The following is a 26,526-nucleotide window of genomic DNA, read 5'->3' as shown; positions in this document are numbered from 1 at the left end:
CGCCCCCGCGCTACTTCGCGAACGCCTCCGCCAGAGCCTGCGGCAGCGCCCCCGTGTGCAGCACCCCCAGCCGCTGCGTGGCCCGGGTCAGGGCCACGTACAGATCGCTCGTGCCGTAGCGGCCCGGCTCGACGACCAGCACGGAGTCGAACTCCAGGCCCTTGGCCTGGCGCGGGTCGAGGAGGACGACCGTGTGCGTCAGGTCGGGCTCGGCACCGGCGGTGACCCCCTCCAGGCGGGCGGCCAGGCGGCGGTGCAGGTCGCGCGGGGCGATGACGGCGAGGCGGCCCTCCTCGGGGGTGAGTTCGGCGACGGCCTTCTCGACCGCGCCGGGCAGGTCGTCGGTGGCGCGGAGCCAGGGCCTCTCGCCCGTCGAGCGCACCGAGCTGGGCGGCTCGAAGCCGGGGTGCTCGGCGCGGACCACGGCCGCCGCGACGTCCATGATCTCGGCGGGCGTGCGGTAGTTGACGCCGAGCCGGGTGTGCTCCCAGCGGTCCTCGACGTACGGCTGGAGGATGCCCTCCCAGGAGCCGACACCGGCCGCCTCGGCCGTCTGCGCGGGGTCGCCCACCAGGGTCATGGAACGGGTCGGGCTGCGCCGCATCAGCAGCCGCCACGCCATCGGCGACAGCTCCTGCGCCTCGTCGACGATGATGTGCCCGAACGCCCAGGTGCGGTCCGCCGCCGCGCGCTCGGCGGCACTGCGGTGGTCGTCCTCCTCCTGGCGCTCGGCGAACCGTTCGGCGTCGATGATGTCGTGCGCGGACAGGACCTCGGAGTCCTCCTCGTCCTTGTCCTCGAACTCGTAGGTCCGCGAGGCGTACGACACGTCCAGCACACCCTGCGCGTACGCCACCTGCGTCTCGCGCTCACGATCGGCGCGGGCGCGGGCCACGCGGTCGTCCTCGCCGAGCAGTTCGGCGGCCTCGTCGAGCAGGGGGACGTCCGCGACGGTCCACGCGCGCGTCACCGGGCGGCGGATCGCGGCGGCGTCCTCGTCGCCGACGTATCCCTGCGGGCCGGCCAGGAAGTCCGCGACCAGGCGCTGCGGGGTCAGCCGCGGCCACAGCTGGTCGATCGCGGACCAGACCTCGGGGTTGTCGGCGAGTTCGTCGCGGATCTGGGTGATGTCGGACGGGTCGAGGAGGTTGGTGCCGTCGTACGGGTCGGTGCCGATGCGCTCGGCGACCATGTCGGTGAGGGTGTTGAGGATGTGGCCCTCGAAGTGCTCACGGGCCGCGTTGTGCGGCAGCTTCGCGGCGCGGGTGCGCTCACGGGCCACGCTCACCAGGCCCTCGTCGAGCATCAGGACCTCGCGGTCGTGCTCGATGGCGATGACCGGGTCGGGCAGGGCCTGCCGGTCGCGTACGACGGCGGCGAGCACGTCGGCCATGTCCGCGCGGCCCTTGACCGCCGCGGCCCCGGCGGTGTCGGTGGCGGTCGCCTTCACGCCGGGGAACAGCTCGCCCACGGTCGCCAGCAGCACGCCCGTCTCCCCGAGCGAGGGCAGCACCTCGCCGATGTAGCCGAGGAAGGCCGGGTTGGGGCCGACGATCAGCACGGCCCGGCGGGCGAGCAGCTCCCGGTGCTCGTAGAGCAGGTAGGCGGCCCGGTGCAGCGCGACGGCGGTCTTGCCGGTGCCGGGCCCGCCCTCGACCACGAGCACGCCGCGGTGCGGGGCGCGGATGATGCGGTCCTGGTCGGCCTGGATGGTGCGCACGATGTCACCCATCCGGCCGGTGCGCGCGGAGTTCAGCGCGGCCAGCAGCACCGCGTCGCCGGTCGGGTCCTCGTGGCCGGTGCGGGTGGCGTCGCCCAGGTCGAGGATCTCGTCGTGCAGGGCGGTGACCCGGCGGCCCTCGCTGGAGATGTGCCGTCGGCGGCGCAGACCCATCGGGGTGTGGCCCGTGGCCAGGTAGAACGGGCGGGCGACGGCGGCCCGCCAGTCGATCAGGACCGGGGTGCGCTCGGCGTCGTCGGCGCGCAGCCCGACGCGGCCGATGTGATGGGTGACGCCGTCGGACAGGTCGATCCGCCCGAAGCAGAGCGAGCCGTCCACGGAGTTCAGCGCGGCGAGCAGTCCGGAGCGCTCGGCGACGAGGATGTCCCGTTCCAGCCGGGCCTGCATGGGCGTGTTGCCCTGGGCGAGGGCGTCCGTGACGGAGGCCTCGGTGTCACCGCGCAGCGCGTCGACGCGCGCGTACAGCCCGTCGATGAATTCCTGTTCCTGCCGCAATTCATCGTCGGAGAATCCGGTGTTTGACAATTCCACTCCCGCCCGCATATACTGTGGTCACTGGACTTCTCCGCGACCACAATCTTCGTGAAGTCGCGAACCACTGAATATACGCAAAGAAATCCCCCGAGCGCAATTGCCCGGGGGATTTCTCGTGGTGGTGGGCGCCTCACAGTACGTCGGCCAGCTCCTCGAGGAGCCGCCGCTTGGGCCGCGCGCCGACCATGGACCGTACGGGTTCGCCGCCGCGGAACACCATGAACGTCGGCATCGAGAGCACCTTGTAGGCGTTCGTGATGTCGGGGTTGCGGTCCACGTTCAGCTGGACCACCTTGAGGCGGTCGGCCTCCTCCGCGGCGAGCGCGCTGAGCACCGGACCCATCTGCCGGCACGGCGGGCACCAGTCGGCGGTGAACTCCACCAGCACCGGCAGTTCGGCGCCCAGCACCTCCCCCGCGAAGTCCGCGTCGGTCACCTCGGCCACAGCCTTGGCCTGGCTCGTCATTTCCGCCCTCCCAGCTCGCACACCGGTTCCGGACCCCCCGGAACCAGCGACTCGGCGGCCAGCCCGTCCCGCGCCAGCTCGGCCCGCGCCAGCTGGGCGGCGACCTGCGCGCGCACCGCCCCCAGCTCGCCGATCAGCGCGTCCAGCTCGTCCAGCTTGCGCCGGTAGACCACGAGCGACGCCGGACAGGAGTCCCCCTGCGGATGCCCGGCCCGCAGGCACTCCACGAAGGGCCGCGTCTCCTCCAGGTCGAACCCGAAGTCCTGCAACGTCCTGATCTGCCGCAGCAGCCGCAGGTCACGCTCGTCGTACGTCCGGTACCCGTGCGCGTCCCGCCGCGCGGGCAGCAGTCCGCGCGACTCGTAGTACCGCAGCGTCCGCGTCGTGGTCCCGGCCCGTTCGGCCAGCTCGCCGATTCGCATGTCGACGACGGTACGGGTTGACGTCGGCGTCAAGGCAAGGACTTCAGACCATCACCCCCGCCGACTCCTCCACCTCCAGCAGCGAGGCGCTGCGGCGTTCCTCCTCGAAGGCGCGGCGCCCGCCGCGCAGGCCGAAGAGGCGTTTGGTGACGGCGATGTAGAGGACGGCGAGGATGTTGAGGGCCAGGGTGGCGATCTTCACCGCGCTGATGTGCTCGGTGAGTTCGTAGATCTCCAGCGGGAGGAAGGCGGCGGTGGCGACCACCGTCAGGTACTCCGCCCAGCGCTTGGCGTACCAGAGGCCGACGGCCTCGACGATCTCGATCAGCGCGTAGGCCAGCAGCAGTCCGGCCACCAGCAGCAGCGTGGAGTGCTTGTAGCCGAAGGTCTTCTGGATGGTGCCGACGACCGGTGAGTGGTCGAGGTCGTAGTGGAAGTGCCTGAAGACGGGGCGGAAGACGTCCAGGTACTCGTTGAACAGGCGGCGCACCGCGTCCTGGCTGTTGCTGAATCTCCAGACGGCGACCGCCACCAGGACGATGAACACCCCGCGCACGACCCGCTCCAGGGCGAGGAAGCGCAGGATGAACAGGTCCCGCAGCACCTTGCCGCGCGGCACGAGCGGGGCTTCGGCGGCCGGTCCCGAACCGTGCGGGTCGCCGAGCGCGAAGTCGCCGCAGCGCAGGCAGCGCCAGACCTCGCCGACAGGAGTGTCGGCGTGCAGCCGGATGCGCAGCCGGGGGTCGTCCGGCGCGTAGGTCACATGGCCCTTGCGCGCGCACGTGCGCCGGTCCCAGTCGATCGCCATCCCCCGTTGCCTCCATCTGCGTGTGCGTGTGTACGCGGCCGTGCCGCGCCGGTCGATCCGGCACGGCACGGTAGTGCATCGCGGTAAGAGACGCCGACCAGGGGCGTTTCAGTTCACGCCGCTGCCCACGGGCTCCTTGGCCTCCTCCGCCGGTTGCGTCGCGCGGGCGGTGCGGCGCGGCAGCAGCAGGGCCACGGCGAGGGTGCCCGCGCCGAGGATCACGGCGCCGATCAGGCTGGTGTGGGAGACGGCGTCGGCGAAGGAGGAGCCGACGGCGTCCTTCATCTGCCGGGCGCCCTGGACGAGCTGCCCGGCCTGGGCCTTCAGCTGGGCGGCCTGGTGGGGGTCGGTCGTCTGCGCGGCCTGCGCGGCGAGGTGCCGGGCCTTCTCGCCGATGCCCTGGGCGACGGCGTATCCGGCGCCGACGGAGTCCTGGGCGGTGGCCAGGGCGCTCGCCGGGAGCTTGCTGCCCGTGGTGGCGTCGGCGAGGTGGGAGGAGTACGAGGTCGACAGGAGCGAGCCGAGGATGGCGATGCCGAGCGAGCCGCCCAGTTCGATCGAGGTGTCGTTGACGGCGCCGCCGACACCCAGCTCGGGCTCCGGGAACGCGCCCATGATCGCGTCGGTGCAGGGCGAGAGGGCGAGGCCGATGGCCAGACCGAGGATGATCAGGGGCGCCACGAAGTCGCCGTACGAGGAGGAGCCGTCGACCTGGGTGAGCAGGGCGAGCGCGACGGTGCCGCCGACCATGCCCGCGGTGACGGTCCACTTCATGCCGACGCGCGGGGTGAGGTAGCCGGTCAGGGCCGAGCCGACGAAGACCGCGCCGGCCAGCGGCAGCATCCGGACGCCGGTGGCGAGGGCGTCGTAGCCGAGCACGAACTGGAGGTGCTGGGTGAGGTAGTAGAAGGCGCCGAAGACGGCCAGGAAGAACAGGGCGACGGCGAGGTTGGAGCCGGCGAAGCGGCGGTCGGTGAAGCGGCGCACGTCGAGGATGGGGCGCGGGTGGCGCAGTTCCCACAGGACGAAGGCCAGCAGGCCGGCGCCCGCGACGACGGCCGCGGTGACCGCCTTGGTGTCCCAGCCGAAGTGCGGTCCTTCGATGATCATGTAGACCAGGGAGCCCACCCAGAGCACGGACAGCAGGCCGCCGACGTAGTCGATGCGGTGGTCGCCGTCGGCCGGCCGGCTCGCCCTGGACGGCGGGACGAGGACGAAGGCGGCGACGAGGGCGACCGCGGCGATCGGCACGTTGATCAGGAAGGTCGAGGCCCAGCCGTGGTTCTTGAGCAGCGCGCCGGCGACGACCGGCCCGGCGGCTATGGCGAGTCCGGCGGTGGCGGTCCACAGGGTGATGGCCTTGGCGCGTTCGGCGCGCGGGAAGGTGGCGGCCAGCAGGGACAGCGTGGCGGGCATGATCAGGGCGGCGCCGACGCCCATGACCGCGCGGGCGGCGATGACGGTGGCGGCGCTGTCGGCGAGCGAGCCGAAGACGGCTCCGCCGCCGAAGACGACGAGTCCGAGGGCGAGGGCGCCGCGTCGGCTGTACTTGTCGCCGATCGCGCCGAGCAGCAGCATCAGCGCCGCGTAGGGGACGGTGTAGCCGTCGATCACCCATTGCAGGTCGGCGCCGGACAGACCCAGGTCGCGGGTCATGTCGGGGGCGGCGACGGTGAGGGCGGTGTTGGCCATCACGATGATCAGCAGGCTCAGGCAGAGCACCAGGAGCGCCCACCAGCGCCGGGCGTAGGGGCGGTCCGTCCTGTCGACCGGTTCGGTCATGACGAGTCGCATGGCAGGGGTCGCCTTCCTCGGATGCGCGACGGTACGTGCACGGTGACCGCGGGCACGTACGGCTACTTGCACGGTGACTACTTGCACAGTGGTGTGCATTTGCACAACCATGTGCAATGTACGCCGCTGCACAACTGTGTGCAAGTCGCGAGGAGGGCACAATGTCAGCCATGACCACGGGTAACACCACGCGCGCCGACGCAAACCGGCGACGCATCCTCGACGTCGCCCTCGCCGAGCTGCTGCGCGACCCCGACGCGTCCATGGACCAGATCGCGCGCGCCGCGGGTGTCGTACGGCGCACGGTGTACGGGCACTTCCCCAGCCGCGAGGCGCTGATCAGCACGCTCGTCGACGACGCCGTGCAGGTGCTGGCCGACGCGCACGCGAGGGGCCGCGAGGGCGTCGAGGACCCGGCGGAGGCGCTGGCGCGTTCGGTGCTGGCGATCTGGCCGATCGCCGACCGCTACCGGCTGCTGGTGGCGCTCGCCCAGCGCACCGTCACCATGGAGGGCATCCGCGAGCGCCTGGCCCCGGTGCGCAGCAGGTGCGCGGACCTGCTCCAGCACGGTGTCGAGCGGGGCGTCTTCAGCTCCCCGTTGCCCGCGCCCGCGCTCGCGCACGTCCACGAGCAGATCCTGTTCGCCCTGATGGAAGCGGTGAACGACGGCCTGCTGGCCGCGGGCGAGGCGGGCCGCTCGGCCGCCGTCACGGTCCTCACGTCGGCGGGGGTACCGGCCGCACCGGCGGGGGCACTGGTGTCGCGGCTGAGCGGCTGAGCGGTGGAGCGGTGGAGCGGCCGAGCGATTGTCAGCGGCCCATCGGCCCCCGCCCCGCCCGAACCCCCGGAGCACGCGAAAAAGCCGAGCGGCCGGGGCCCACGGGGGAGAGCCTCGGCCGCTCGGCGGCTTCTTCGGTCGGCGTACGCCTTCTCGACCGGACGGACGCCGTTTTGGGCCGGCGTGCGTCCTTCTCCGGCCGGCGTGCGTCCTTCTCCGGCCGGTGTGTGCATTCTCGGCCGGTGTACGTCCTCTCAGCCGGTGTACGCCTTCTTCGTCGCCGGACGCCCGGCCCGGGTTCAGGCGGGGCCGGGCGTCCGGAGCGGGGACCGCCGGGATCCCCGTGAGTACGCCGGCGGGCCGGGCCCGGGGGCCGCTCGCGCGCCGGCGTACCGGTCCCGGTCAGGCCTTGGCCAGTTCCTTCCCGTCGTCCTCCCGCTGCTCCGGGAGCCCGGCGGCGGGGACCGCGTCGTGCTCGGAGTCGTCCAGGAGGGTGCGCTCGTCGAAGGGGAGGTCACCGGCGAGGACCCGGCGCACGCGGTCCTTGTCGACCTCTCCGGTCCAGGTGCCGATCAGCAGGGTGGCGACGGCGTTGCCCGCGAAGTTGGTGAGGGCGCGGGCCTCGCTCATGAAGCGGTCGATGCCGACGATGAGGCCGACGCCGTCGACCAGGGCGGGCTTGTGGGACTGGAGGGCTCCGGCGAGCGTGGCGAGGCCCGCGCCGGTGACGCCCGCCGCGCCCTTGGACGCGATCATCATGAACAGCAGCAGGGTGATCTGCTGGCCGATGGAGAGCGGCTGGTCCATGGCGTCGGCGATGAACAGCGAGGCCATCGTCAGGTAGATCATGGTGCCGTCGAGGTTGAAGGAGTAGCCGGTCGGCACGGTGATGCCGACGACCGGGCGGCTCACGCCCAGGTGCTCCATCTTGGCGATCAGCCGGGGCAGCGCGGATTCGGACGACGACGTCGACAGGATCAGCAGGAACTCACGGCCCAGGTACTTCAGCAGGTGGAGGATGTTGACCCCGGCCACCAGCCGGGTCATCGCCCCGAGCACCACGATCACGAAGAGCAGACAGGTGGCGTAGAAGCCGAACATGATCGTGGCGAGGGCCTTCAGGGCGTCGATGCCCGTCTCGCCGACGACGGCGGCCATGGCGCCGAAGGCACCGATCGGCGCGGCCCACATGATCATGGCGAGGACGCGGAAGACCAGCCGCTGGATGTGCTCGACCCCGCGCAGCACCGGCTCGCCCTTGCGGCCCATGGCCTGGAGCGCGAATCCGACGAGCAGGGCGACCAGCAGGGTCTGCAGCACCTGGCCCTCGGTGAAGGAGGACACGAGCGTGGTCGGGATGATCCCGAGCACGAAGTCGACCGGGCCCTCCTTCGCGGCGTCGGCCTGGGCATGGCCCACGCCCTTGACCGCCTCGGTGAGGTGCATGCCGCTGCCGGGGTGCACGAGGTTGCCGATCACCAGGCCGATGGCCAGCGCGACGAACGACATGGCGACGAAGTAGCCGAGGGCGAGGCCGCCCACCTTGCCGACCTTCGCGGCCTTGCGCACCGAACCGACGCCGAGCACGATCGTGCAGAAGATGATCGGCGAGATCATCATCTTGATCAGGTTCACGAAGCCCGTACCGAGCGGCTTCAGCTCCTTGGCGAAGCCCGGTGCGGCGAACCCGATGATCACGCCGAGGACCACGGCGGCGATCACCGCCACGTAGAGGTAGTGGGTGCGGTCCCGCTTGGCTGCGGGGCCGGGCCCGGGTGCGGGTGCGGCAGGTGCCGTATCGGCTGCGCTGGTCACGGCGGCCCTCCTTGACGACGTCATCGGCATCACCGGCGTGCGGCTCACGTCCGGGGGATTTCGGGGATGCCGTGACTATCTCCCGTCGTGTGAGGGCGGTCACCCTTCCGTTCATTTAGTTCACGCCAGAACGGAGAGGCAGACTGACGGCATGCGCATACCCGCCTTCCCCAGACCTCGCAGCCTGGCGGGCCAGCTCTTCGCGATGCAGGCCGTGCTGCTCGCGCTCGTGGTGGCCGGATACGCGCTGTTCACCTTCGTCAGCGACCGCGGCCAGGCGGAGAGCGCGGCCCGCCGCCAGACCACGGCTGTGGCCCGTTCGATCGCCGACTCCCCCTCCGTGCGCTCCGCGATCCGCTCCGCCGACCCCACCGCCCAGCTCCAGCCGTACGCGCTCGAGGTACAGCGGGACACCGGGGTCGACTTCGTCACGATCATGACTCCGCAGGGCATCCGCTGGACCCACCCGGACCCGGACGAGATCGGCAGGCCGTTCCTCGGCAACATCTCCCGCGCCCTGCGCGGCGAGTCCTTCACCGAGACCTACACCGGCACCCTCGGCCCCTCCGTGCGCGCCGTCACCCCCGTCGAGGACAACGGCCGCGTCATCGGCCTGGTCAGCGCCGGCATCAAGGTCGAGGCGATCAGCCGGCGGATCCAGGAGCAGGTCACGGCCCTGTTCGGGGTCGCGGGCGGCATCCTCGCGCTGGGTGCGGTCGCCACCTACGTCATCAACGCGCGGCTGCGCCGGCACACCCACGGCATGAACGCCGACGAACTGAGCCGGATGCACGACTACCACCAGGCCGCGCTGCACGCGGTGCGCGAGGGCCTGCTGATGCTGGACTCGCACTACCGGGTGGCCCTCATCAACGACGGCGGCCGGGAACTGCTCGGGGTGGGCGGCGAGGCCGGCGAGGCGGAGGTGGTGGGCAGGTCGGTGACCGAGCTGGGCCTGCCGGCCCCGCTGACGGGCGCCCTGCTGGCGTCCGAGCCCCGGGTGGACGAGGTGCACCTGACGGACGCCCGCGTCCTGGTCGTGAACACCTCGCCGGTCTCGGGCGGGCAGCGCCGGGGCACGGTGGTCACCCTGCGCGATGTCACCGAACTGCAGGCGCTCATGGGCGAGCTGGACTCCGAGCGCGGTTTCACGCAGGCGCTGCGTTCGCAGGCGCACGAGGCGGCGAACCGGCTGCACACGGTGGTGTCCCTGATCGAGCTGGGCCGCGCCGAGGAGGCGGTGGAGTTCGCCACGGCGGAACTGGAGCTGGCGCAGGCCCTGACCGACCAGGTGGTGGCGGCGGTCGGCGAACCGGTGCTGGCCGCGCTGCTGCTCGGCAAGACCGCACAGGCCAACGAGCGGGGCGTGGAGCTGGTGGTGTCCGAGGACAGCGGCCTGGACGACGGGCTGCTCCCCCGCTCCCTGCCGTCCCGGGACCTGGTGACGATCCTCGGCAACCTCGTCGACAACGCGGTGGACGCGGTCCAGGGCGGCGCGCGGGCCCGGGTGACGGTGACGGTGGGCGCGGCGGGCACCGAGCTGCTGCTGCGGGTCGCGGACAGCGGCCCCGGCGTCGACCCGGACCACGCGGACCTGGTCTTCCAGCGCGGCTTCACGACCAAGCCGGCCGGCCCCGGCGGCCGGGGGCTCGGGCTCGCGCTGGCCCGGCAGGCGGTGCAGCGGCACCGGGGGACACTGACGGTGACGGACGCGGCGGAGGGCGGCGCCGCGTTCGAGGCACGGCTCCCCCTGGGCGAGCCGGCGGCCGCCTCCCGGCCCCCCGCGCAGGCTCCCACGGACGGCGAGGCCACGGACGGCAAGGCCACGGACGGCAAGGCCCCGGACGACGGCACCGAAGGCGCGGACCTCGCAGACAGCACCGGCAGCACGGACGACACCGGGAGCACCGGGAGCACAGACAGCACCGGGAGCACAGACAGCACAGACAGCACGAGGACGGCGGGACGGAGCGCATGACGGACGGCGGCAGCGGCAGACAGCGGGAGGGCGGCCCGGAGGGACAGCCCATCCGGGTCCTGGTGGTGGAGGACGACCCGGTCGCGGCCGACGCGCACGTGATGTACGTGGGCCGGGTGCCGGGGTTCGTGGCGGTGGGCAAGGCGCACACCGGCGCCGAGGCCCGGCGGGCGCTGGAGCGCACGCCGGTGGACCTGCTCCTGCTCGACCTGCACCTGCCGGACGTGCACGGCCTCCAGCTCGCCCGCTCGCTGCGGGCCGCCGGCCACCACGCGGACGTCATCGCGGTGACGTCGGCCCGGGACCTCGCGGTGGTGCGGGAGGGCGTCTCGCTCGGCGTGGTCCAGTACGTCCTCAAGCCGTTCACCTTCGCCACCCTGCGGGACCGGCTGGTCCGCTACGCCGAGTTCCACGCGGCGGTCGGCGAGGCCAGCGGCCAGGACGAGGTCGACCGCGCCCTCGCCACCCTGCGCGCGCCCGGCCCCGCCGCCCTCCCCAAGGGCCTCAGCGCCCCCACCCTGCGACGCGTGACGGACGCCCTGCGCGACGCCGCCGAGGGCCTCACGGCCGCCGGGCTCGCCGAGTCCATCGGCATCTCCCGCATCACGGCCCGCCGCTACCTCGAACACCTGGTGGACACCGGCCGCGCCGGCCGCCGCCCGCTGTACGGCCAGGTGGGCAGGCCGGAGCTGGTGTACCGGTGGGGGCCGGGGCGGTGAGGGGGCGGCGCGCGGCAAGGCGCCGGGCACGGCGTCCGTAGGTTCGTACAACCCGTCATCCTGTGGGAACGGCCCGTAGTCACCGGGGCCGCGGCCTCCTAGCTTGTGCGGGTGCAGCCACCCTCCGCTCTTCCGTTCAACGCCCCCGCCGCCCGCCGGATCCGCGCCGCGCTCGGGATGGGGCCCGAGCACGTCGCCCACGGCATGCGGGTCTCCTACGGGCTGGGGTACGTCACTCCCGACCTGGTGGTCGCCTGGGAGCGCGGGGTCGCCTCGCCCTCGGGGCCGGAGCTGACCGCGCTGGCCGGGGTGCTGTGGTGCGCGCCGGCGGAGCTGATCGGGCGGCCGCGCAGCCTGCGCGAACACCGCATCGCCCGCGGCCTGCGGCCGGAGGACGTGGCCCGTGCCGTCGGTCTCGAACCGCCGCGGTACCTGCGGATGGAGGAGCGCGAGGACTGGCGCGGCACCGAGCGGCAGTCGGCCGCGCTCGCCGACGTGCTCGCCCTGTCGCTGCCCGACTTCGTCGCCGTCACCGGCCGCGAGGAGCACCTCGCGGGGCTGCTGCGCAGCGCCGTCGGCACCCGCTGGCAGGGCTACGTCCGCCCGGTGGGCAAGGCGGTGCCCCTGGAGCGGCGGCTGCTGGAGAAGGTCCTCCAGCAACTGCACCAGGACTACCAGGGGCAGATGGTCGCCTCGCTGAGCTGGGGCGGCACCAGCGCGGCCGGCGATGCGGGCGACGCGGGCCGGGACTTCCTCGACCGGATCGTGGAGCACTTCTGGACCCGGGTCGAGGCAGCCCCGTAGGAAGATCCCGGGAAAGGCGCCGCGGGAAGCCGGGAGGAAGATCCGGGGAAAGGCGCCGCGGGAAGCCGGGAGGAAGATCCGGGGAAAGGCGCCGCGAGAAGCCGGGAGGAAGGTCTAGAAGACCGACTCCGCCTCGTCCATGCGGTCCTTCGGCACCGTCTTCAGCTCGGTCACGGCCTCCGCGAGCGGCACCATCACGATGTCGGTGCCGCGCAGCGAGGTCATGTGGCCGAACTCGCCGCGGTGCGCGGCCTCCACCGCGTGCCAGCCGAAGCGGGTGGCGAGGACCCGGTCGTAGGCCGTGGGGACGCCGCCGCGCTGGACGTGGCCGAGGATGACCGGCTTGGCCTCCTTGCCGAGCCGCTTCTCCAGCTCGTACGCCAGCGCCGTGCCGATGCCCTGGAAGCGCTCGTGGCCGTACTTGTCGATCGCGCCCTTGCCGTAGTCCATGCTGCCCTCGGCGGGGTGGGCGCCCTCGGCGACGCAGATCACGGCGAACTTCTTGCCGCGGGCGAAGCGCTCCTCGACCATCTTGACCAGGTCGGCGGGGTCGAAGGGCCGCTCGGGCAGGCAGATTCCGTGCGCGCCGGCGGCCATGCCGGACTCCAGGGCGATCCAGCCCGCGTGCCGGCCCATGACCTCGACGACCATCACCCGCTGGTGGGACTCGGCGGTGGTCTTGAGCCGGTCCATCGCCTCGGTGGCCACGCCGACGGCGGTGTCGAAGCCGAAGGTGCGGTCGGTGGAGGAGATGTCGTTGTCGATCGTCTTCGGCACGCCCACCACCGGCAGCCCGGCGTCCGACAGCATCCGCGCGGCCGTCAGGGTGCCCTCGCCGCCGATCGGGATGAGCGCGTCGATGCCGAAGCGGTGGATCATGTCGGAGGCGTTCTCGCAGGCCTCGCGCAGCCGGTTCCGCTCCAGCCGGGAGGAGCCGAGGATGGTGCCGCCGCGGGCCAGGATGCCGCTGACCGCGTTGAGGCCCAGCTCGCGGTAGCGTCCGTCGAGCAGGCCGGCGTAGCCGTCCTCGAAACCGATGACCTCGTCGCCGTACGTCGTGACCGCCCGGTGCACCACCGACCGGATCACCGCGTTCAGTCCCGGACAGTCGCCGCCTGCCGTGAGAACTCCGATACGCATCGTGCTGTGTCTCCTGCCCACTGTTGACACCGGTGATCCTGTCCGATTGTTTCACGTCCCGGGGGCGGCTACGTCTTGACGGGGGCCCTGGCCGCCTGCCGGGAGCCCCGCTCTCTTGACGGGCGCCTTATCTAGCGGCGGGGGTATTGTCAAGAGGGTTCCGCTCACCTCGGTGGGCGATTTTTGTCCCCCCGTACGTCCCCGCACCTCCACCGCGCACCCCCGCCCCGACGAAACGGAGAGCCCGCGTGACCCGCAGCGTGTACGTGACCGGCATCGACCGCGGTGACGGCCGCCAGGTCGTCGAGCTGGGTGTCATGGAGCTGCTGACCCGGCAGGTCGACCGGGTGGGCGTCTTCCGCCCCCTGGTCCACGACGGACCGGACCGCCTCTTCGAACTGCTGCGCGCCCGCTACCGGCTGACCCAGGACCCCACCACGGTCTACGGCATGGCCTACCACGAGGCGTCCTCGCTCCAGGCCGAGCAGGGCACCGACGAGCTGGTCTCCACGCTCGTCGACCGCTTCCACCGGGTGGCCCGGGACTACGACGTCGTCCTCGTCCTCGGCACCGACTTCGCCGACACCCAGCTCCCCGACGAGCTGTCCCTCAACGCCCGGTTCGCCAACGAGTTCGGCGCCTCGGTGATCCCCGTCGTCGGCGGCCGCAAGCAGAGCGCCGAGTCGGTGCTCGCCGAGACCCGCAACGCCTACCGCGCCTACGACGGCCTGGGCTGCGACGTCCTGGCCATGGTCACCAACCGGGTGGCCCGCGAGGACCGCGACGAGATAGCCGGGCGGCTGACCGGCCGCCTGCCCGTGCCCTGTTTCGTGGTGCCCGACGAGCCCGCCCTGTCGGCGCCGACGGTCGCGCAGATCACCCACGCCCTGGACGGCAGGATCCTGCTGGGCGACGACTCGGGGCTGGCCCGCGACGCGCTCGACTTCGTCTTCGGCGGCGCCATGCTGCCCAACCTGCTCAAGGCGCTGACCCCCGGCTGCCTCGTCGTCACCCCCGGCGACCGCGCCGACCTGGTCGTCGGTTCGCTCGCCGCGCACAGCGCCGGCACCCCGCCGATCGCCGGCGTCCTGCTCACCCTGGGCGAGGAGCCCGGCGAGGAGATCCTGACGCTGGCCGCCCGGCTCGCCCCCGGCACCCCCGTCGTCTCGGTGTCCGGCAACAGCTTCCCCACCGCCGAACGCCTGTTCTCCCTGGAGGGCAAGCTGAACGCGGCCACCCCGCGCAAGGCGGAGACCGCCCTCGGCCTGTTCGAGCGGTACGTCGACACCACCGACCTCAACAAGCGGGTGTCCGCGCCGAGCAGCGACCGGCTCACCCCGATGATGTTCGAACACAAGCTGCTCGAACAGGCCCGCACCGACAAGCGCCGGGTCGTCCTGCCCGAGGGCACCGAGGAACGCGTGCTGCACGCGGCGGAGGTACTGCTGCGCCGCGGGGTGTGCGACCTGACGCTGCTCGGTCCGGTGGACGCGATCCGCAAGAAGGCCGCCGACCTCGGCATCGACCTCGCGGGCACCCAGCTCATCGACCCGGCCGTCTCCGGGCTGCGCGACTCCTTCGCCGAGCAGTACGCCCGGCTGCGCGCCCACAAGGGCGTCACGGTCGAGCTGGCGTACGACGTCGTCTCCGACGTGAACTACTTCGGCACGCTGATGGTGCAGGAGGGTCTGGCCGACGGCATGGTCTCCGGTTCCGTGCACTCCACGGCCGCCACCATCCGGCCCGCCTTCGAGATCATCAAGACAAGGGGGGCCGCGCGCAGCGCGTCGGGTGGGGCGGTGGCGGGCGACGGGAGGGCGAAGCCGGAGGCGTCGATCGTCTCCTCCGTCTTCTTCATGTGCCTGGCCGACAAGGTGCTCGTCTACGGCGACTGCGCGGTCAACCCCGACCCGGACGCCGAGCAGCTCGCCGACATCGCCGTCCAGTCGGCGGCCACCGCCGCCCAGTTCGGGGTGGAGCCGCGGATCGCGATGCTGTCGTACTCCACCGGCACGTCCGGCTCGGGTGCCGACGTGGACAAGGTGCGCGAGGCGACCGACCTGGTGCGGCTGCGCCGCCCGGACCTGATGATCGAGGGGCCGATCCAGTACGACGCCGCCGTGGAGCCGTCGGTCGCCGCGACCAAGCTGCCGGGCTCGGAGGTCGCCGGCCAGGCCAGCGTGCTGGTCTTCCCCGACCTGAACACCGGCAACAACACGTACAAGGCCGTGCAGCGCTCGGCCGGCGCGATCGCGGTCGGCCCGGTCCTCCAGGGCCTGCGCAAGCCGGTCAACGACCTCTCCCGCGGCGCCCTCGTCCAGGACATCGTCAACACCGTCGCCATCACCGCGATCCAGGCCCAGGACCAGGCCAGGACACCCGCCGCGCCCACCACGGCCGCACCCGCCACGCCCACCACGCCCGCCCGCTGACGTCCCAGAGAGAACCTCGAACACCGTGAATGCGACCCGCGTCCTCGTCCTCAACTCCGGCTCCTCGTCGCTGAAGTACCAGCTGCTCGACATGCGCGACGCGAGCCGGCTCGCCGTCGGCCTGGTCGAACGCATCGGTGAGCAGACCTCCCGGCTCAAGCACACCTGTCTGACCGGCGGCGAGACCCGGGAGCAGAACGGCCCGATCGCCGACCACGACGGCGCGCTGAAGGCCGTCGCCGAGGAACTGGCCAGGGACGGGCTCGGCCTGGACTCCCCCGAACTGGCCGCGATCGGGCACCGCGTGGTGCACGGCGGCATGTTCTTCACCGAGCCGACCGTCATCGACGACGCGGTCCTCACCGAGATCGAGCGGCTGATCCCGGTGGCGCCGCTGCACAACCCGGCCAACCTCACCGGCATCCGCACCGCCACGGCGCTGCGCCCCGACCTGCCGCAGGTCGCCGTCTTCGACACCGCCTTCCACACCACGATGCCGGAGCCTGCCGCCCGCTACGCGATCGAGCCGAAGCTCGCGGACCGGTTCCGGGTGCGTCGCTACGGCTTCCACGGCACCTCGCACGCCTACGTCTCCCGCAGGACGGCCGAGCTGCTGGGCAAGGCTCCCGAGGACGTCAACGTGATCGTGCTGCACCTGGGCAACGGCGCCTCCGCCTCGGCGGTGCGCGGCGGGCGGTGCGTGGACACCTCCATGGGGCTCACCCCGCTGGAGGGGCTGGTGATGGGCACGCGTTCGGGCGACCTGGACCCGGCGGTCATCTTCCATTTGCAGCGCGTTGGCGGAATGTCCATGGACGAGATCGACACTCTTCTCAACAAGAGGAGCGGTCTGTTCGGCCTCTGCGGCGACAACGACATGCGGGAGATACGGCGCCGGATCGAGGAGGGCGACGAGCAGGCGCGGCTCGCCTTCGAGATCTACATCCACCGGCTGAAGAAGTACATCGGCGCCTATTACGCGGTACTCGGCACCGTGGACGCGGTCGCCTTCACGGCCGGGGTCGGGGAGAACGCGGACTTCGTGCGCGCGGCGGCCCTCGCGGACCTGGAGGGGCTGGGCCTGGCGGTGGACGGCGCGCGGAACGCCGTTCGCGGTGGCGAGGCGCGGCTGATCTCGCCCGAGGGCGCGCGGGTCGCCGTGGCCGTCGTCCCCACGGACGAGGAAATGGAGATCGCCGCGCAGACCTATGCCCTCGTAGGAAAGGACGAGTAAGCCCGGGTAAGGACGAGCGAGAGAAGACAATCAAGGACAAGCGAGGACAACCGAATTCGACCGGCATCCCCACCGGCACTTCCAGCGGCACTCGACTGAGCGCAGACCCGCCCACTTGTATATTCCGCCAGACGGAATATTCCGCAGCGAAACAAACCGATAGGATCGCCCCATGCGCCGTTCGAAAATCGTCTGTACTCTCGGCCCCGCGGTCGACTCCCACGAGCAGCTCGTCGCGCTGATCGAGGCCGGCATGAACGTGGCCCGCTTCAACTTCAGCCACGGCACCCACGCCGAGCACCAGGGCCGGTACGACCGGGTCCGTGCCGCGTCCAAGGAGACCGGCCGGGCCATCGCCGTACTCGCCGACCTGCAGGGCCCGAAGATCCGCCTCGAGACCTTCGCCGAGGGCCCCGTCGAGCTGCAGCGGGGTGACGAGTTCACGATCACCACCGAGGACGTCCCGGGCGACAAGCAGATCTGCGGTACGACGTACAAGGGGCTGCCGGGCGACGTCTCGCGCGGTGACCAGGTCCTGATCAACGACGGCAACGTCGAGCTGAAGGTCCTGGACGTCGAGGGCCCGCGGGTGAAGACGATCGTCATCGAGGGCGGCGTCATCTCCGACCACAAGGGCATCAACCTGCCCGGCGCGGCCGTGAACGTGCCCGCGCTGTCCGAGAAGGACATCGAGGACCTGCGTTTCGCGCTCCGCATGGGCTGCGACATGGTGGCCCTGTCCTTCGTCCGGGACGCCAAGGACGTCGCCGACGTCCACCGCGTCATGGACGAGGAGGGCCGTCGCGTCCCGGTCATCGCCAAGGTGGAGAAGCCGCAGGCGGTGGAGAACATGCAGGACGTCGTGATGGCGTTCGACGGCGTGATGGTGGCCCGCGGCGACCTGGCCGTGGAGTACCCGCTCGAGAAGGTCCCGATGGTGCAGAAGCGCCTGATCGAGCTGTGCCGGCGCAACGCCAAGCCGGTGATCGTGGCGACCCAGATGATGGAGTCGATGATCACCAACTCCCGCCCGACCCGCGCCGAGGCCTCCGACGTCGCCAACGCGATCCTGGACGGCGCCGACGCGGTGATGCTGTCCGCCGAGTCGAGCGTGGGCGCGTACCCGATCGAGACCGTCAAGACGATGTCGAAGATCGTCGCCGCGGCCGAGGAGGAGCTGCTCTCCAAGGGTCTGCAGCCGCTGGTCCCGGGCAAGAAGCCGCGCACGCAGGGCGGTTCGGTGGCCCGTGCCGCCGCCGAGATCGCCGACTTCCTCGGCGGCAAGGGCCTGGTGGCCTTCACCCAGTCCGGCGACACGGCCCGACGGCTGTCCCGCTACCGCGCGACCCAGCCGATCCTCGCCTTCACCACGGACGAGTCCACCCGCAACCAGCTGGCGCTCAGCTGGGGCGTGGAGTCGCACGTCGTGCCGTTCGTCAACAGCACCGACGAAATGGTCGACCTGGTCGACCAGGAGCTGATCAAGCTCAAGCGGTTCAACGAGGGTGACGTCGTGATCATCACCGCCGGCTCCCCGCCCGGCGTCCCCGGCACCACGAACATGGTCCGCGTCCACCACCTGGGCGGCGGCGAGCGCGACTGACGTCGCCGGGCACGGAGCCCGTACGGGTTCGCGTACGCGATCGAGGGCGCCCTCGCCGGGATCGGCGGGGGCGCCCTCGTGGTGCGGCTCCCGGAACGGGCTCGATGGGGCGTTCAGACGCCGTCGGTGGTGTAGAGGTGCATTCCGGGAATGTTCAGATTGCCGCCGAACTGGGCCGCCTGGACCACGTGGACCTTGGTGAAGTAGATCAGCGGGATGTCCAGCGGGGGCGGGCTGTCCGGGCTGAACGTGATGGGGAGCAGTCCGAGCAGGTTGCCGGAGATGCTCTCGGTGTACATCACCGTGTCACCGCCGGTGATCTTGGACGTCGACCCCTTGGCCGCCTGCACGTGGTACGTCTTGCCGGCGTCCTTGTCCTTCACCGTCTGGTGCAGGTCGCCGATGTCGGTGCCGGCGGATATGACGTACTTCAGGACCTTCTTGACCGTGCCGTTGGCGGTCCTGACCTCGACGACGCCCTTGTAGCTGGCGCCCTTGAGCGTCAGCGAGCTGGCGTCCAGGTACCACGGATCGTCCGCCAGGGGCATCCTGTTGTCGACGCCTCCCTGGGCGTCGGTGGCCGCCGGACAGTCCCCGGGGTCCGTGCTCGCGCTCGTGGACGGGCTGGGCGAGGAAGTGGCGTCCTTGACGGCGTCCTCGGTCTTCTTCTTCGCGTCGTCGACGGTGCCCTTGACGGTGTCCTTGACGGCGCCGGTGGTGTCCTCGGCCGCCTTGGACGCCGCGTCGGTCGCGCCCTTCACGGTGCCGTCGACCGTGTCGGTGACCTTCTTGGTGGTGTCCTTCACGGTGTCGGACGCCGTCTTGCCCAGGTCCTTCGTGCTCGCATCCGCCGAGGGGGTGGCGGACGGAGACGCAGTGGCGGTCCGGTCACCGGCCCCGGGGTCCTTCTTGCCCCCGGTCAGGAGGTCGCCGAGGGCATCGCCGAGGCCGCCGAGCAGGCCGCTGTTCTTGGTCGCCGTCGCCGAGGGGGACGGGGACGCGGTGGCGGACGCCGTGGGGTGCGCCTTGTCGTCGGAACCTGAATCCGGCGAAGAGGAGGTGCCCGCGGCGGCGTTGTCCTTCGTGCCCGGCTTGCCGGTGTCGGTGGCCGACGGGGACGGCGTGCCGCCCTTCTCGTCCTTGGCGTCCGTCTCGTCCTCGGCGTCCGTCTTGTCCTTGGCCTTGTCCCCGTCCTTGCCCTTGTCCTTGGCGGAGTCGGTGGCACTCGCGGAGGCCGAAGGCGTGGGCGAGGCCGAGGAGTCGTCCTTGGACTTCTCCAGCGCCTCGACGCACTTCTTGTAGTCCTCGGGCGACATCGTCTCGGACGACGACGCCGACGTGGTCGAGTTGTGGTTGTTGTCGGCGAGGGCGAGCGAGGACGTGAAGCCCATCCCCACGAGGACCGCCGTGGGCATCGCCACGGTGGCTATCGCCTTGCCCGCGGGCATGTGGAACCTGGTGAACAGCGGCCTCTTGGGAGCCGCGTGGCGGGGCCCGGTTCTCGCACGGGGCTCTTCCACATCAGCCCCGTGGGTCACCTCGTCAGCCGGCACTGTGCCTCCCGTTCGCCCCGTTGGCCGGGCTCGTTCCTGACAGGTCGTTCGACTCACCCATCGCGTCCGCCGTCCCGGTCTCCTCGGCCGCCTCCGGCGCGGGCGGCCTGCCCGGTGCCCACGAGACGGCCATCGCACCGCCGAGGAGGGCGAGCAGGAAGCCCATGAGGAAGCCGCCGAAGTTGGACACGGGGAGGGACACCAGCGCCAGCAGGATCGACGCGACGCCCGCGAAGACCCGGATGTGCTTCTGGAACCAGAGGCTGATGCCCAGGACGACGAGCAACACGCCGATGATCAGGGAGCCCGCGCCGGCGGTGGTGGCCATGGCGAGGGTCAGGTGGCCGACCTGGAGATGCGCGTACGGGAAGTACATGATCGGAAAGCCACCGAGCAGGACGAACAGACCGGCCCAGAAGGGCCGGCTGCCTCGCCAGGCGCGGAACTGCAGCCTCCGGCGGGTGAACTGGCCGGGCACGGCGGAAGTCTCGGCGCTCATGGAAAACAGCTCCCTGGTGCAGCGTTGCTGTGGGTGGTGGTGCGGTGGAGATGTGGGGGGTGGAAGCGCGGCTCGGGAGTGGACGGGCGGGGAGTACCTTCCTCCCCGCCCGTCAGCGGGTGCTCAGTAGCACTCGACGCCCCTGCCGCTGCCGCTGTGCAGCGACATGTGCAGCTTGGGCAGCGTGAAGGTGCCCGCGGTCGTGGCCCACGCCGTCTGCTGCACCCCGACCAGCTTGGCCGTGTCGGCCTGCTGGGCGAAGCCGGCACCGTTGGCCTGTTCCTTGCCGCCCTTCATGCCGATGCCCTTGCCACCCTTGTCAGGGTTGCCGGTGTCACCGGCGGCCACACCGATGTCGATGTTGCCGAACTGGGCGTAGCCCGTGGTCTTCAGATCCGCGATGTCGATGTAGAGCTTGTCCGCCGAGACCTGCTGCTTTGCGTCGCTGCTGTCTCCAGCCTGCAGCTTCAGGGTGATGGTCCCGACGAACGGGATGTCGGGAGTGACGACCGACTGGCAGAGGTTCTTGATCGTCGCGCTTTCGAACGACGACACCGCCACGGCGTGAGCGGTCTGCTTGCCGGAAAGCGTGTACCCGGGGTCGACCGCTCCGTACTGCGTGAACTTCTTGCCGTTCAGTTCGTCGGCCGTAACCTTGAACTCCTGCCCCGACACACTGAACGAAGCGGCCAGCGCGCCCTGGGCCAGGGCCACGCCTATCGCCGCCGTGGCGGCGACGCTGGGCACCATGACCACAGCGAACCGCTTCCATCTGGTCCCGCCACGCACCTGGGACTCCATATTTCCTCCTTCTCGGACGTACATCTCCTGGCCTCGGCCCGCCCCCGACGGGGGTTCGGCCGGGCAGGGATGGGAGAAGTGCTACGTCCTCGGGAAGGAGAGCGCCCGCGCTCGGTGGCGCGGAACGCGCCCGAATCACCGGCGATCACCCCCGAGCGACAACCACTGGTCGCGCCTGACACGCATCACGCACAACCCTGCTGGACAGGCTTCGCCGGAAGGCGAAGACCCCCCTGTCCCAAGGACCGACGCCACTGCCGCCGGCCCTGCTCGGTGGGGACCCAGACATCCCGCGTCCCGGCCGGCTGCCGGGGTACGGGAATGGACCGAGCGTCGCCGATCGTGGTGCATTCTCGCCGCCCGCACAAGGGGGTTCGTTACTCGCTAGTAACGGCCGGATAACCGCCGTTCGACGCACCGGCCCCGAACGGCGACACTGGGTGGCAACAATGGGCAGAACAAAGATGTTGATCTCCGGACGGAACCGGTCAGACCGACACCCTGCCCTTACTCGCAGTAACAGCGGCCGTGATTACCAAGTTTTGGTAAAGCACGGCCGCTGTGGTGACTCGTCGGCAGATCTTTCACCCGGGCATCACAGGCCCTGGCGTTTAGCGACTGGTCGGCGCCGCGGCCCCCGCGGGGCTCAGAACAGGGCCCGTGCCAGCGCCCGGCGCGCCTCGCTCACCCGCGGGTCCTCCGAGCCGACGACCTCGAACAGCTCAAGCAGCCTCAGCCGCACCGCGTCCCGGTCCTCGCCCGCGGTGCGCCGTACGGTCTCGATGAGCCGGCCGAACGCGTCCTGCACATGACCGCCCACCAGGTCGAGGTCGGCGGCGGTGATCTGGGCCTGCACGTCCGAGGGCTTCTCGGCCGCCTCCTGACGGACCTTCTGCGGGTCCAGGCCCTGGACCCGCTGGAGCAACTCCGCCTGGGCGAGACCGAGTTTCGCCTCCGGGTGGCCGGGGTCCTCGGCGAGGACGTTCTTGTAGGCCTGGGCCGCGCCGCCGAGGTCACCGGCGTCCAGCGCCTGCGCCGCCGCGTTGAGCAGCGACTCGTGCGGACCGGCCGCCGGGGCCTGCTGCGGCGCCTGGCCGCCCGGCTCGGCATCCGGATCGACGGTGAGACCGGTCAGGCCGAAGCGCTCCTCGGCGACCTGCACCAACTGGTCGAGCGTCTCCCGGATCTGTGCCTCGCCCGCCGCCCCCTGGAAGAGGGGCAGCGCCTGCCCGGCGACCACCGCGAAGACCGCGGGGATCCCCTGGACACCGAACTGCTGCATCAGCATCTGGTTGGCGTCGACGTCGATCTTGGCGAGGAGGAAGCGCCCGTTGTACTCGACGGCCAGCCGCTCCAGGACCGGGCTCAGCTGCTTGCAGGGCTGGCACCACTCGGCCCAGAAGTCGATGACGACCGGCACCTCGGCGGAGCGCTGCAGGACATCGCGTTCGAAGGTGGCCTCGTCGGCGTCGATGACGAGGTCGGCGGGCGACACGGCCCCCGCCCCGCCTTCGCGGGCCGCTTGGGCGCGCGCCTGCTCCGCCTTCGCCTTGGCCTCCTGGGCCGCCTTCACCGCGGCGAGGTCGACGACTCCGCTCATGGACATGTTCCGTGGCTGCATGCGTCTATCCTCCCCCGTTCCGCGTGTCTGAGTGAAAACGACCGGATGAACCGGACCGTGCCGGGCGCCTGGTCCCCACCGGGCGCCGGATTCTGATGGTCCGTGCTGTGTGCCGGCCGTGCGTGATGACTGCGTGTGCTGCGTGCGTGATGCTCTTGTGGTCGTCGCTCGCGGGGGCTGCGGCCCCGCTTTCGCTACGACCCGTAGCGTAATGGCACGGCGTGCCTCCGCGAAACCGTCTCCCGGTGATCTCCCTCACGGCCACACAGGACCCGCCGGTTTCCCGCGCGTGCAAGGCCGTGAGGTCGCCCGGCTATGGTCGGGGGATGCAGAGCCGCACCCCGCCCGCCCGCGCCGGCCGCCCGCGCAGCGCCGCCGCGGACACGGCCATCCTGGCCGCCACCCGTGCGGCCCTGGTCGAGCTGGGCTGGTCGAAGCTCACCCTGTCAGACGTGGCAACCCGCGCCGGGGTTGCGAAGACGACGCTGTACCGCCGCTGGGCGGGCAAGAACGAACTGGTCGTCGACGCCGTGGCCGAACTCTTCGACGAACTGCGGCTGCCCGACCTCGGCAGCCTGGCGGCCGACATCGAGGGCGTGGTCCTCCAGTTCGCGGCGATCCTCGCCCGCCCCGAGGCCAAGAGCGGCCTGATGGCCGTGGTCGCCGAGTCCACCCGCGACGACGCCCTGCGCGAACGGATCCGCGGCTCCATCGTGGAGCGGCAGAAACGGCTGGTCCTGGAGGGCCGGGCGCGGGCGCAGGCCCGCGGCGAACTGCCCCCGGAGACGGGCCCCGGGGAAGCCGCACGCACGGCCGACCTGATCTTCGACGTCGTCGCGGGCGCCGTCGTCCACCGCACCCTGGTCAGCGCGGAACCGGCGGACGAGGAGTGGGTGCGCAGTTTCACGCGGGTGCTGCTGCTGGGGCTGGGCGCCGCGTCCTCGTGACGGCGGCCCGGGCGCCCGCCTCGCCGCCGCGCCCTCGGGACCGCGACGGCCCCGGGCGCCCTGCCACGGCGCGCCGGTGACCGCGGCTCCCGACGCCGCGCCGCCGCTGCCCGCCGCCCTCAGCCGCCCCGCCGCCTCAGAACCCCGCCGGCTCCGTGTACACCCCCCACTCGTCCCGCAGCACCCCGCAGATCTCGCCGAGCGTCGCCTCGGCGCGTACGGCCCGGAGCATCGGCTCGATCATGTTGGCCCCCGAGCGCGCGGCGGCCAGCATGGCGTCCAGCGAGCTGCGCACCGCCGCGTCGTCCCGGCCGCCGCGGCGCGCCCCGAGCGCCCGCACCTGCTCCCGCTCCACCTCGTGGCTGACCCGCAGTATCTCCAGGTCCCCGGTGACGGAACCGGTGGCCGTGTTGACGCCGACGACCCGCTTGTCGCCCTTCTCCAGCGCCTGCTGGTAGCGGAACGCGGACTCGGCGATCTCGCCCGTGAACCAGCCGTCCTCGATGCCCCGCAGGATGCCGGAGGTGACCGGCCCGATCGGGTGCTGCCCGTCGGGGTGGGCGCGCAGGCCGCGCTCCTTGATCTGGTCGAAGATCTTCTCGGCGTCCGCCTCGATCCGGTCCGTCAGCTGCTCGACGTACCAGGATCCGCCCAGCGGGTCGGCGACGTTGGCGACGCCGGTCTCCTCCATCAGCACCTGCTGGGTGCGCAGCGCGATCTCGGCGGCCTGCTCGCTGGGCAGGGCGAGGGTCTCGTCGAGGGCGTTGGTGTGCAGTGAGTTGGTGCCGCCGAGCACGGCCGCGAGCGCCTCGACGGCGGTGCGGACGACGTTGTTGTACGGCTGCTGGGCGGTGAGCGAGACACCGGCGGTCTGGGTGTGGAAGCGCAGCCACTGCGCCTTGTCGGACCGCGCGCCGTACACGTCGCGCATCCAGCGGGCCCAGATGCGGCGCGCCGCGCGGAACTTGGCGATCTCCTCGAAGAAGTCGACGTGCGCGTCGAAGAAGAAGGACAGGCCGGGCGCGAAGACGTCGACGTCCAGGCCGCGGCTGAGGCCCAGCTCGACGTAGCCGAAGCCGTCGGCGAGGGTGTACGCCAGCTCCTGCGCGGCCGTGGCCCCGGCCTCGCGGATGTGGTAGCCGGAGACGGACAGCGGCTTGTAGGCGGGGATGTTCGAGGCGCAGTGCTCCATCAGGTCCCCGATGAGGCGCAGGTGCGGCTCGGGCTGGAAGAGCCACTCCTTCTGGGCGATGTACTCCTTGAAGATGTCGGTCTGGAGCGTGCCGTTGAGGACGGCGGGGTCCACGCCCTGGCGCTCGGCGGCGACCAGGTACATGCAGAAGACGGGCACGGCGGGCCCGCTGATCGTCATCGAGGTGGTGACGTCGCCGAGCGGGATGTCCCGGAAGAGGACCTCCATGTCGGCGGCGGAGTCGATGGCCACCCCGCAGTGGCCGACCTCGCCCAGGGAGCGCGGGTCGTCGGAGTCGCGGCCCATGAGCGTGGGCATGTCGAAGGCGACCGACAGTCCGCCGCCGCCCGCGGCGAGGATCATCTTGTAGCGCTCGTTGGTCTGCTCGGCGTTGCCGAACCCGGCGAACTGGCGGATGGTCCAGGTCCGCCCGCGGTAGCCGGTCGGGTACAGCCCGCGGGTGAAGGGGTACTCACCGGGCCAGCCGATCCGCTCGAAGCCCTCGTACGTGTCCCCCGGCCGGGGCCCGTAGACCGGCTCCAGGGGATCACCCGAGAGCGTGGTGAAGTCCGCATCGCGCTTGCGCGCGGCGTCGTACCGGGCCTGCCAGCGGCGGCGGCCCTCTTCGATGGCGTCAGCGTCCATGCTCCAAATTTACTAGGACGTCCTAGTAAATGTCGACGGCTGACCGCCGTACGCGTGCGGTACGGCGGTGCGGTTACGCTTCGGCGACGGCCGGGGCGCGGTCGGTGACCTTGGCCTCCAGCTCGCGGCTGATCCGGCGCTCGACGAAGAAGGCGGCGGTGGGCACGGTCCCGGCGAGCAGCACCCACAGCTGCTTGGCCACCGGCCACTTCGCCTTGGAGCCCAGGTCGAAGGCGACGACGAGGTAGATGACGTAGAGCCAGCCGTGTGCGATGCCGATCACGGTGGTGAACTTCGCCGCCCCGTCGATCTGGAAACCGTACTTGGCGATGACGCCGAGGGTCAGCAGGACCAGCAGCACGCCGGTGACGTAGGCCATGACGCGGTAGCGGGTCAGCACGCTCTTCTTCATGGAGTCGAGCGTAACCGCCCGTTCCGGGAGATCTTGCCCCGGGGCGCGCTGCCGGCGACCGGCGCGTCAGTCCTCGTCGAAGTCGTGCGCCGCCACCCGCAGCGGCCGCAGCATCGCGAAGATCTCCGCGCACTCCTCGGCGTCGTAGGCGCCCAGGCCGAAGTCCATCGCCATCAGGTCGCGGGTGGCCGACTCGACGACCTCGCGGCCCTTGTCGGTGATGACGGCGAGGGTGCCGCGGCCGTCGTTGGGGTTGGGGCGCTTGGCCACCAGGCCCGACCTCACCAGGCGGTCCACTGTGTTCGTCACGGACGTCGGATGCACCATGAGCCGCTCGCCGATCTTGGACATCGGCAGCTCGCCGGCCTTGGAGAACGTGAGCAGCACCAGGGCCTCGTAGCGCGCGAACGTGAGCCCGTACGGCTTGACCACCGCGTCGACCTCGGCGAGCAGGATCTGGTGCGCGCGCATGATGGAGGTGATCGCCCCCATGGACGGCACGCTTCCCCACCGCTGCTTCCAGAGCTCGTCGGCGCGTGCGATGGGGTCGAAGGGGAGACTGAGGGGCTTCGGCACGGCATCAGACC

22 protein-coding genes are annotated in these 26,526 nt (G+C 71.5%); 8 read left to right on the top strand and 14 right to left on the bottom strand.

The window, feature by feature from the left end; genetic code table 11:
* Positions 1-10 precede the first annotated feature (10 nt).
* The 5 genes from ACFC02_RS10270 to ACFC02_RS10250 form a co-directional block, all read right to left on the bottom strand.
* Positions 11-2,284: a HelD family protein gene (locus tag ACFC02_RS10270; protein ID WP_376354917.1), complete on the bottom strand. Its 2,274-nt coding sequence runs from the start codon at positions 2,282-2,284 to the stop codon at positions 11-13.
* 121 nt (positions 2,285-2,405) lie between these two features.
* On the bottom strand, positions 2,406-2,720 hold the full coding sequence (locus tag ACFC02_RS10265; RefSeq protein WP_376354980.1) for a thioredoxin family protein: 315 nt from the start codon (positions 2,718-2,720) through the stop codon (positions 2,406-2,408).
* A gap of 17 nt (positions 2,721-2,737) precedes the next feature.
* Positions 2,738-3,163, bottom strand: coding sequence for a MerR family transcriptional regulator (locus tag ACFC02_RS10260; RefSeq protein WP_376354915.1), 426 nt, complete (start codon positions 3,161-3,163; stop codon positions 2,738-2,740).
* A 43-nt stretch (positions 3,164-3,206) separates the two neighbouring features.
* Positions 3,207-3,971 (bottom strand): DUF2127 domain-containing protein, encoded by a 765-nt coding sequence (locus ACFC02_RS10255; protein WP_376354912.1) that lies wholly within the window; start codon positions 3,969-3,971, stop codon positions 3,207-3,209.
* A gap of 108 nt (positions 3,972-4,079) precedes the next feature.
* Positions 4,080-5,765, bottom strand: coding sequence for an MFS transporter (locus ACFC02_RS10250; RefSeq protein ID WP_376354909.1), 1,686 nt, complete (start codon positions 5,763-5,765; stop codon positions 4,080-4,082).
* A gap of 161 nt (positions 5,766-5,926) precedes the next feature.
* On the opposite strand from ACFC02_RS10250, the gene ACFC02_RS10245 reads away from it, so the two are divergent.
* Positions 5,927-6,544, top strand: coding sequence for a TetR/AcrR family transcriptional regulator (locus ACFC02_RS10245; RefSeq protein ID WP_376354906.1), 618 nt, complete (start codon positions 5,927-5,929; stop codon positions 6,542-6,544).
* Between the two features lie 402 nt (positions 6,545-6,946).
* On the opposite strand, the gene ACFC02_RS10240 is transcribed toward ACFC02_RS10245, so the two are convergent.
* Complete coding sequence (locus ACFC02_RS10240) at positions 6,947-8,383, bottom strand: cation:dicarboxylate symporter family transporter (RefSeq protein ID WP_376354978.1); 1,437 nt, start codon at positions 8,381-8,383, stop codon at positions 6,947-6,949.
* A gap of 127 nt (positions 8,384-8,510) precedes the next feature.
* Here ACFC02_RS10240 and ACFC02_RS10235 point away from each other — a divergent pair, with 127 nt between their 5' ends.
* The 3 genes from ACFC02_RS10235 to ACFC02_RS10225 all read left to right on the top strand — a co-directional run bounded on the left by ACFC02_RS10235 (position 8,511) and on the right by ACFC02_RS10225 (position 11,860).
* Positions 8,511-10,337, top strand: coding sequence for an ATP-binding protein (locus ACFC02_RS10235; RefSeq protein WP_376354903.1), 1,827 nt, complete (start codon positions 8,511-8,513; stop codon positions 10,335-10,337).
* Positions 10,334-11,056, top strand: coding sequence for a response regulator (locus tag ACFC02_RS10230; RefSeq protein ID WP_376354901.1), 723 nt, complete (start codon positions 10,334-10,336; stop codon positions 11,054-11,056). The genes ACFC02_RS10235 and ACFC02_RS10230 overlap by 4 nt, the downstream gene beginning before the upstream one ends.
* 105 nt (positions 11,057-11,161) lie before the next feature.
* Positions 11,162-11,860 carry a helix-turn-helix domain-containing protein gene (locus ACFC02_RS10225; protein ID WP_376354899.1) on the top strand — a complete coding sequence of 233 codons (699 nt, stop codon included), beginning with the start codon at positions 11,162-11,164 and terminating at the stop codon, positions 11,858-11,860.
* Positions 11,861-11,974: 114 nt separating this feature from the next.
* Here ACFC02_RS10225 and ACFC02_RS10220 read toward each other — a convergent pair whose 3' ends face one another.
* Positions 11,975-13,000, bottom strand: a complete 1,026-nt coding sequence (locus ACFC02_RS10220; protein WP_376354896.1) for an ATP-dependent 6-phosphofructokinase — start codon at positions 12,998-13,000, stop codon at positions 11,975-11,977.
* 248 nt (positions 13,001-13,248) lie between these two features.
* Between ACFC02_RS10220 and pta the strand changes: the two genes are divergently transcribed.
* The 3 genes from pta to pyk all read left to right on the top strand — a co-directional run bounded on the left by pta (position 13,249) and on the right by pyk (position 18,269).
* Positions 13,249-15,432 carry a phosphate acetyltransferase gene (pta, locus tag ACFC02_RS10215; RefSeq protein WP_376354893.1) on the top strand — a complete coding sequence of 728 codons (2,184 nt, stop codon included), beginning with the start codon at positions 13,249-13,251 and terminating at the stop codon, positions 15,430-15,432.
* A gap of 25 nt (positions 15,433-15,457) precedes the next feature.
* Positions 15,458-16,666, top strand: coding sequence for an acetate kinase (locus ACFC02_RS10210; RefSeq protein WP_376354890.1), 1,209 nt, complete (start codon positions 15,458-15,460; stop codon positions 16,664-16,666).
* Between the two features lie 172 nt (positions 16,667-16,838).
* Entirely contained in the window at positions 16,839-18,269 is a 1,431-nt protein-coding gene (pyk, locus tag ACFC02_RS10205; RefSeq protein WP_376354887.1) for a pyruvate kinase, read from the top strand.
* A 113-nt stretch (positions 18,270-18,382) separates the two neighbouring features.
* Here the strand turns inward: pyk and ACFC02_RS10200 are convergent, their stop codons facing one another.
* From ACFC02_RS10200 to ACFC02_RS10185, 4 genes are all read right to left on the bottom strand, one after another.
* Positions 18,383-19,822 carry a hypothetical protein gene (locus ACFC02_RS10200; RefSeq protein ID WP_376354885.1) on the bottom strand — a complete coding sequence of 480 codons (1,440 nt, stop codon included), beginning with the start codon at positions 19,820-19,822 and terminating at the stop codon, positions 18,383-18,385.
* Positions 19,812-20,321: a DUF6114 domain-containing protein gene (locus ACFC02_RS10195; RefSeq protein WP_376354882.1), complete on the bottom strand. Its 510-nt coding sequence runs from the start codon at positions 20,319-20,321 to the stop codon at positions 19,812-19,814. The genes ACFC02_RS10200 and ACFC02_RS10195 overlap by 11 nt, the downstream gene beginning before the upstream one ends.
* 123 nt (positions 20,322-20,444) lie before the next feature.
* Positions 20,445-21,122 (bottom strand): DUF6230 family protein, encoded by a 678-nt coding sequence (locus tag ACFC02_RS10190; RefSeq protein ID WP_376354879.1) that lies wholly within the window; start codon positions 21,120-21,122, stop codon positions 20,445-20,447.
* Between the two features lie 646 nt (positions 21,123-21,768).
* Complete coding sequence (locus ACFC02_RS10185) at positions 21,769-22,743, bottom strand: tetratricopeptide repeat protein (protein ID WP_376354876.1); 975 nt, start codon at positions 22,741-22,743, stop codon at positions 21,769-21,771.
* Between the two features lie 326 nt (positions 22,744-23,069).
* On the opposite strand from ACFC02_RS10185, the gene ACFC02_RS10180 reads away from it, so the two are divergent.
* Positions 23,070-23,690, top strand: coding sequence for a TetR/AcrR family transcriptional regulator (locus ACFC02_RS10180; protein ID WP_376354873.1), 621 nt, complete (start codon positions 23,070-23,072; stop codon positions 23,688-23,690).
* A gap of 136 nt (positions 23,691-23,826) precedes the next feature.
* Here ACFC02_RS10180 and ACFC02_RS10175 read toward each other — a convergent pair whose 3' ends face one another.
* From ACFC02_RS10175 to ACFC02_RS10165, 3 genes are all read right to left on the bottom strand, one after another.
* Positions 23,827-25,527 carry a methylmalonyl-CoA mutase gene (locus ACFC02_RS10175; protein ID WP_376354870.1) on the bottom strand — a complete coding sequence of 567 codons (1,701 nt, stop codon included), beginning with the start codon at positions 25,525-25,527 and terminating at the stop codon, positions 23,827-23,829.
* Between the two features lie 73 nt (positions 25,528-25,600).
* Positions 25,601-25,939 carry a DUF3817 domain-containing protein gene (locus ACFC02_RS10170; RefSeq protein WP_360969221.1) on the bottom strand — a complete coding sequence of 113 codons (339 nt, stop codon included), beginning with the start codon at positions 25,937-25,939 and terminating at the stop codon, positions 25,601-25,603.
* Positions 25,940-26,005: 66 nt separating this feature from the next.
* A complete protein-coding gene (locus ACFC02_RS10165; protein ID WP_360969223.1) occupies positions 26,006-26,515 on the bottom strand; it encodes a MarR family transcriptional regulator in 510 nt (169 codons plus the stop codon).
* Between the last annotated feature and the right edge of the window lie 11 nt (positions 26,516-26,526).

Source organism: Streptomyces sp. NPDC056160 (assembly GCF_042268205.1).
In the GTDB taxonomy this organism is placed as follows: Bacteria; Actinomycetota; Actinomycetes; order Streptomycetales; family Streptomycetaceae; genus Streptomyces.
This window is presented reverse-complemented; position numbering and strand designations above follow the sequence as displayed.

Coding starts and splice junctions, on each gene's coding strand:
- ACFC02_RS10185 (WP_376354876.1), bottom strand. CDS start 22,743: ATGCAGCCACGGAACATGTCCATGAGCGGAGTCGTCGACCTCGCCGCG.
- ACFC02_RS10175 (WP_376354870.1), bottom strand. CDS start 25,527: ATGGACGCTGACGCCATCGAAGAGGGCCGCCGCCGCTGGCAGGCCCGG.
- pyk (WP_376354887.1), top strand. CDS start 16,839: ATGCGCCGTTCGAAAATCGTCTGTACTCTCGGCCCCGCGGTCGACTCC.
- ACFC02_RS10180 (WP_376354873.1), top strand. CDS start 23,070: ATGCAGAGCCGCACCCCGCCCGCCCGCGCCGGCCGCCCGCGCAGCGCC.
- ACFC02_RS10270 (WP_376354917.1), bottom strand. CDS start 2,284: ATGCGGGCGGGAGTGGAATTGTCAAACACCGGATTCTCCGACGATGAA.
- ACFC02_RS10245 (WP_376354906.1), top strand. CDS start 5,927: ATGTCAGCCATGACCACGGGTAACACCACGCGCGCCGACGCAAACCGG.
- ACFC02_RS10255 (WP_376354912.1), bottom strand. CDS start 3,971: ATGGCGATCGACTGGGACCGGCGCACGTGCGCGCGCAAGGGCCATGTG.
- ACFC02_RS10220 (WP_376354896.1), bottom strand. CDS start 13,000: ATGCGTATCGGAGTTCTCACGGCAGGCGGCGACTGTCCGGGACTGAAC.
- ACFC02_RS10235 (WP_376354903.1), top strand. CDS start 8,511: ATGCGCATACCCGCCTTCCCCAGACCTCGCAGCCTGGCGGGCCAGCTC.
- ACFC02_RS10230 (WP_376354901.1), top strand. CDS start 10,334: ATGACGGACGGCGGCAGCGGCAGACAGCGGGAGGGCGGCCCGGAGGGA.
- ACFC02_RS10195 (WP_376354882.1), bottom strand. CDS start 20,321: ATGAGCGCCGAGACTTCCGCCGTGCCCGGCCAGTTCACCCGCCGGAGG.
- ACFC02_RS10190 (WP_376354879.1), bottom strand. CDS start 21,122: ATGGAGTCCCAGGTGCGTGGCGGGACCAGATGGAAGCGGTTCGCTGTG.
- ACFC02_RS10250 (WP_376354909.1), bottom strand. CDS start 5,765: ATGCGACTCGTCATGACCGAACCGGTCGACAGGACGGACCGCCCCTAC.
- ACFC02_RS10260 (WP_376354915.1), bottom strand. CDS start 3,163: ATGCGAATCGGCGAGCTGGCCGAACGGGCCGGGACCACGACGCGGACG.
- ACFC02_RS10240 (WP_376354978.1), bottom strand. CDS start 8,383: ATGACGTCGTCAAGGAGGGCCGCCGTGACCAGCGCAGCCGATACGGCA.
- ACFC02_RS10170 (WP_360969221.1), bottom strand. CDS start 25,939: ATGAAGAAGAGCGTGCTGACCCGCTACCGCGTCATGGCCTACGTCACC.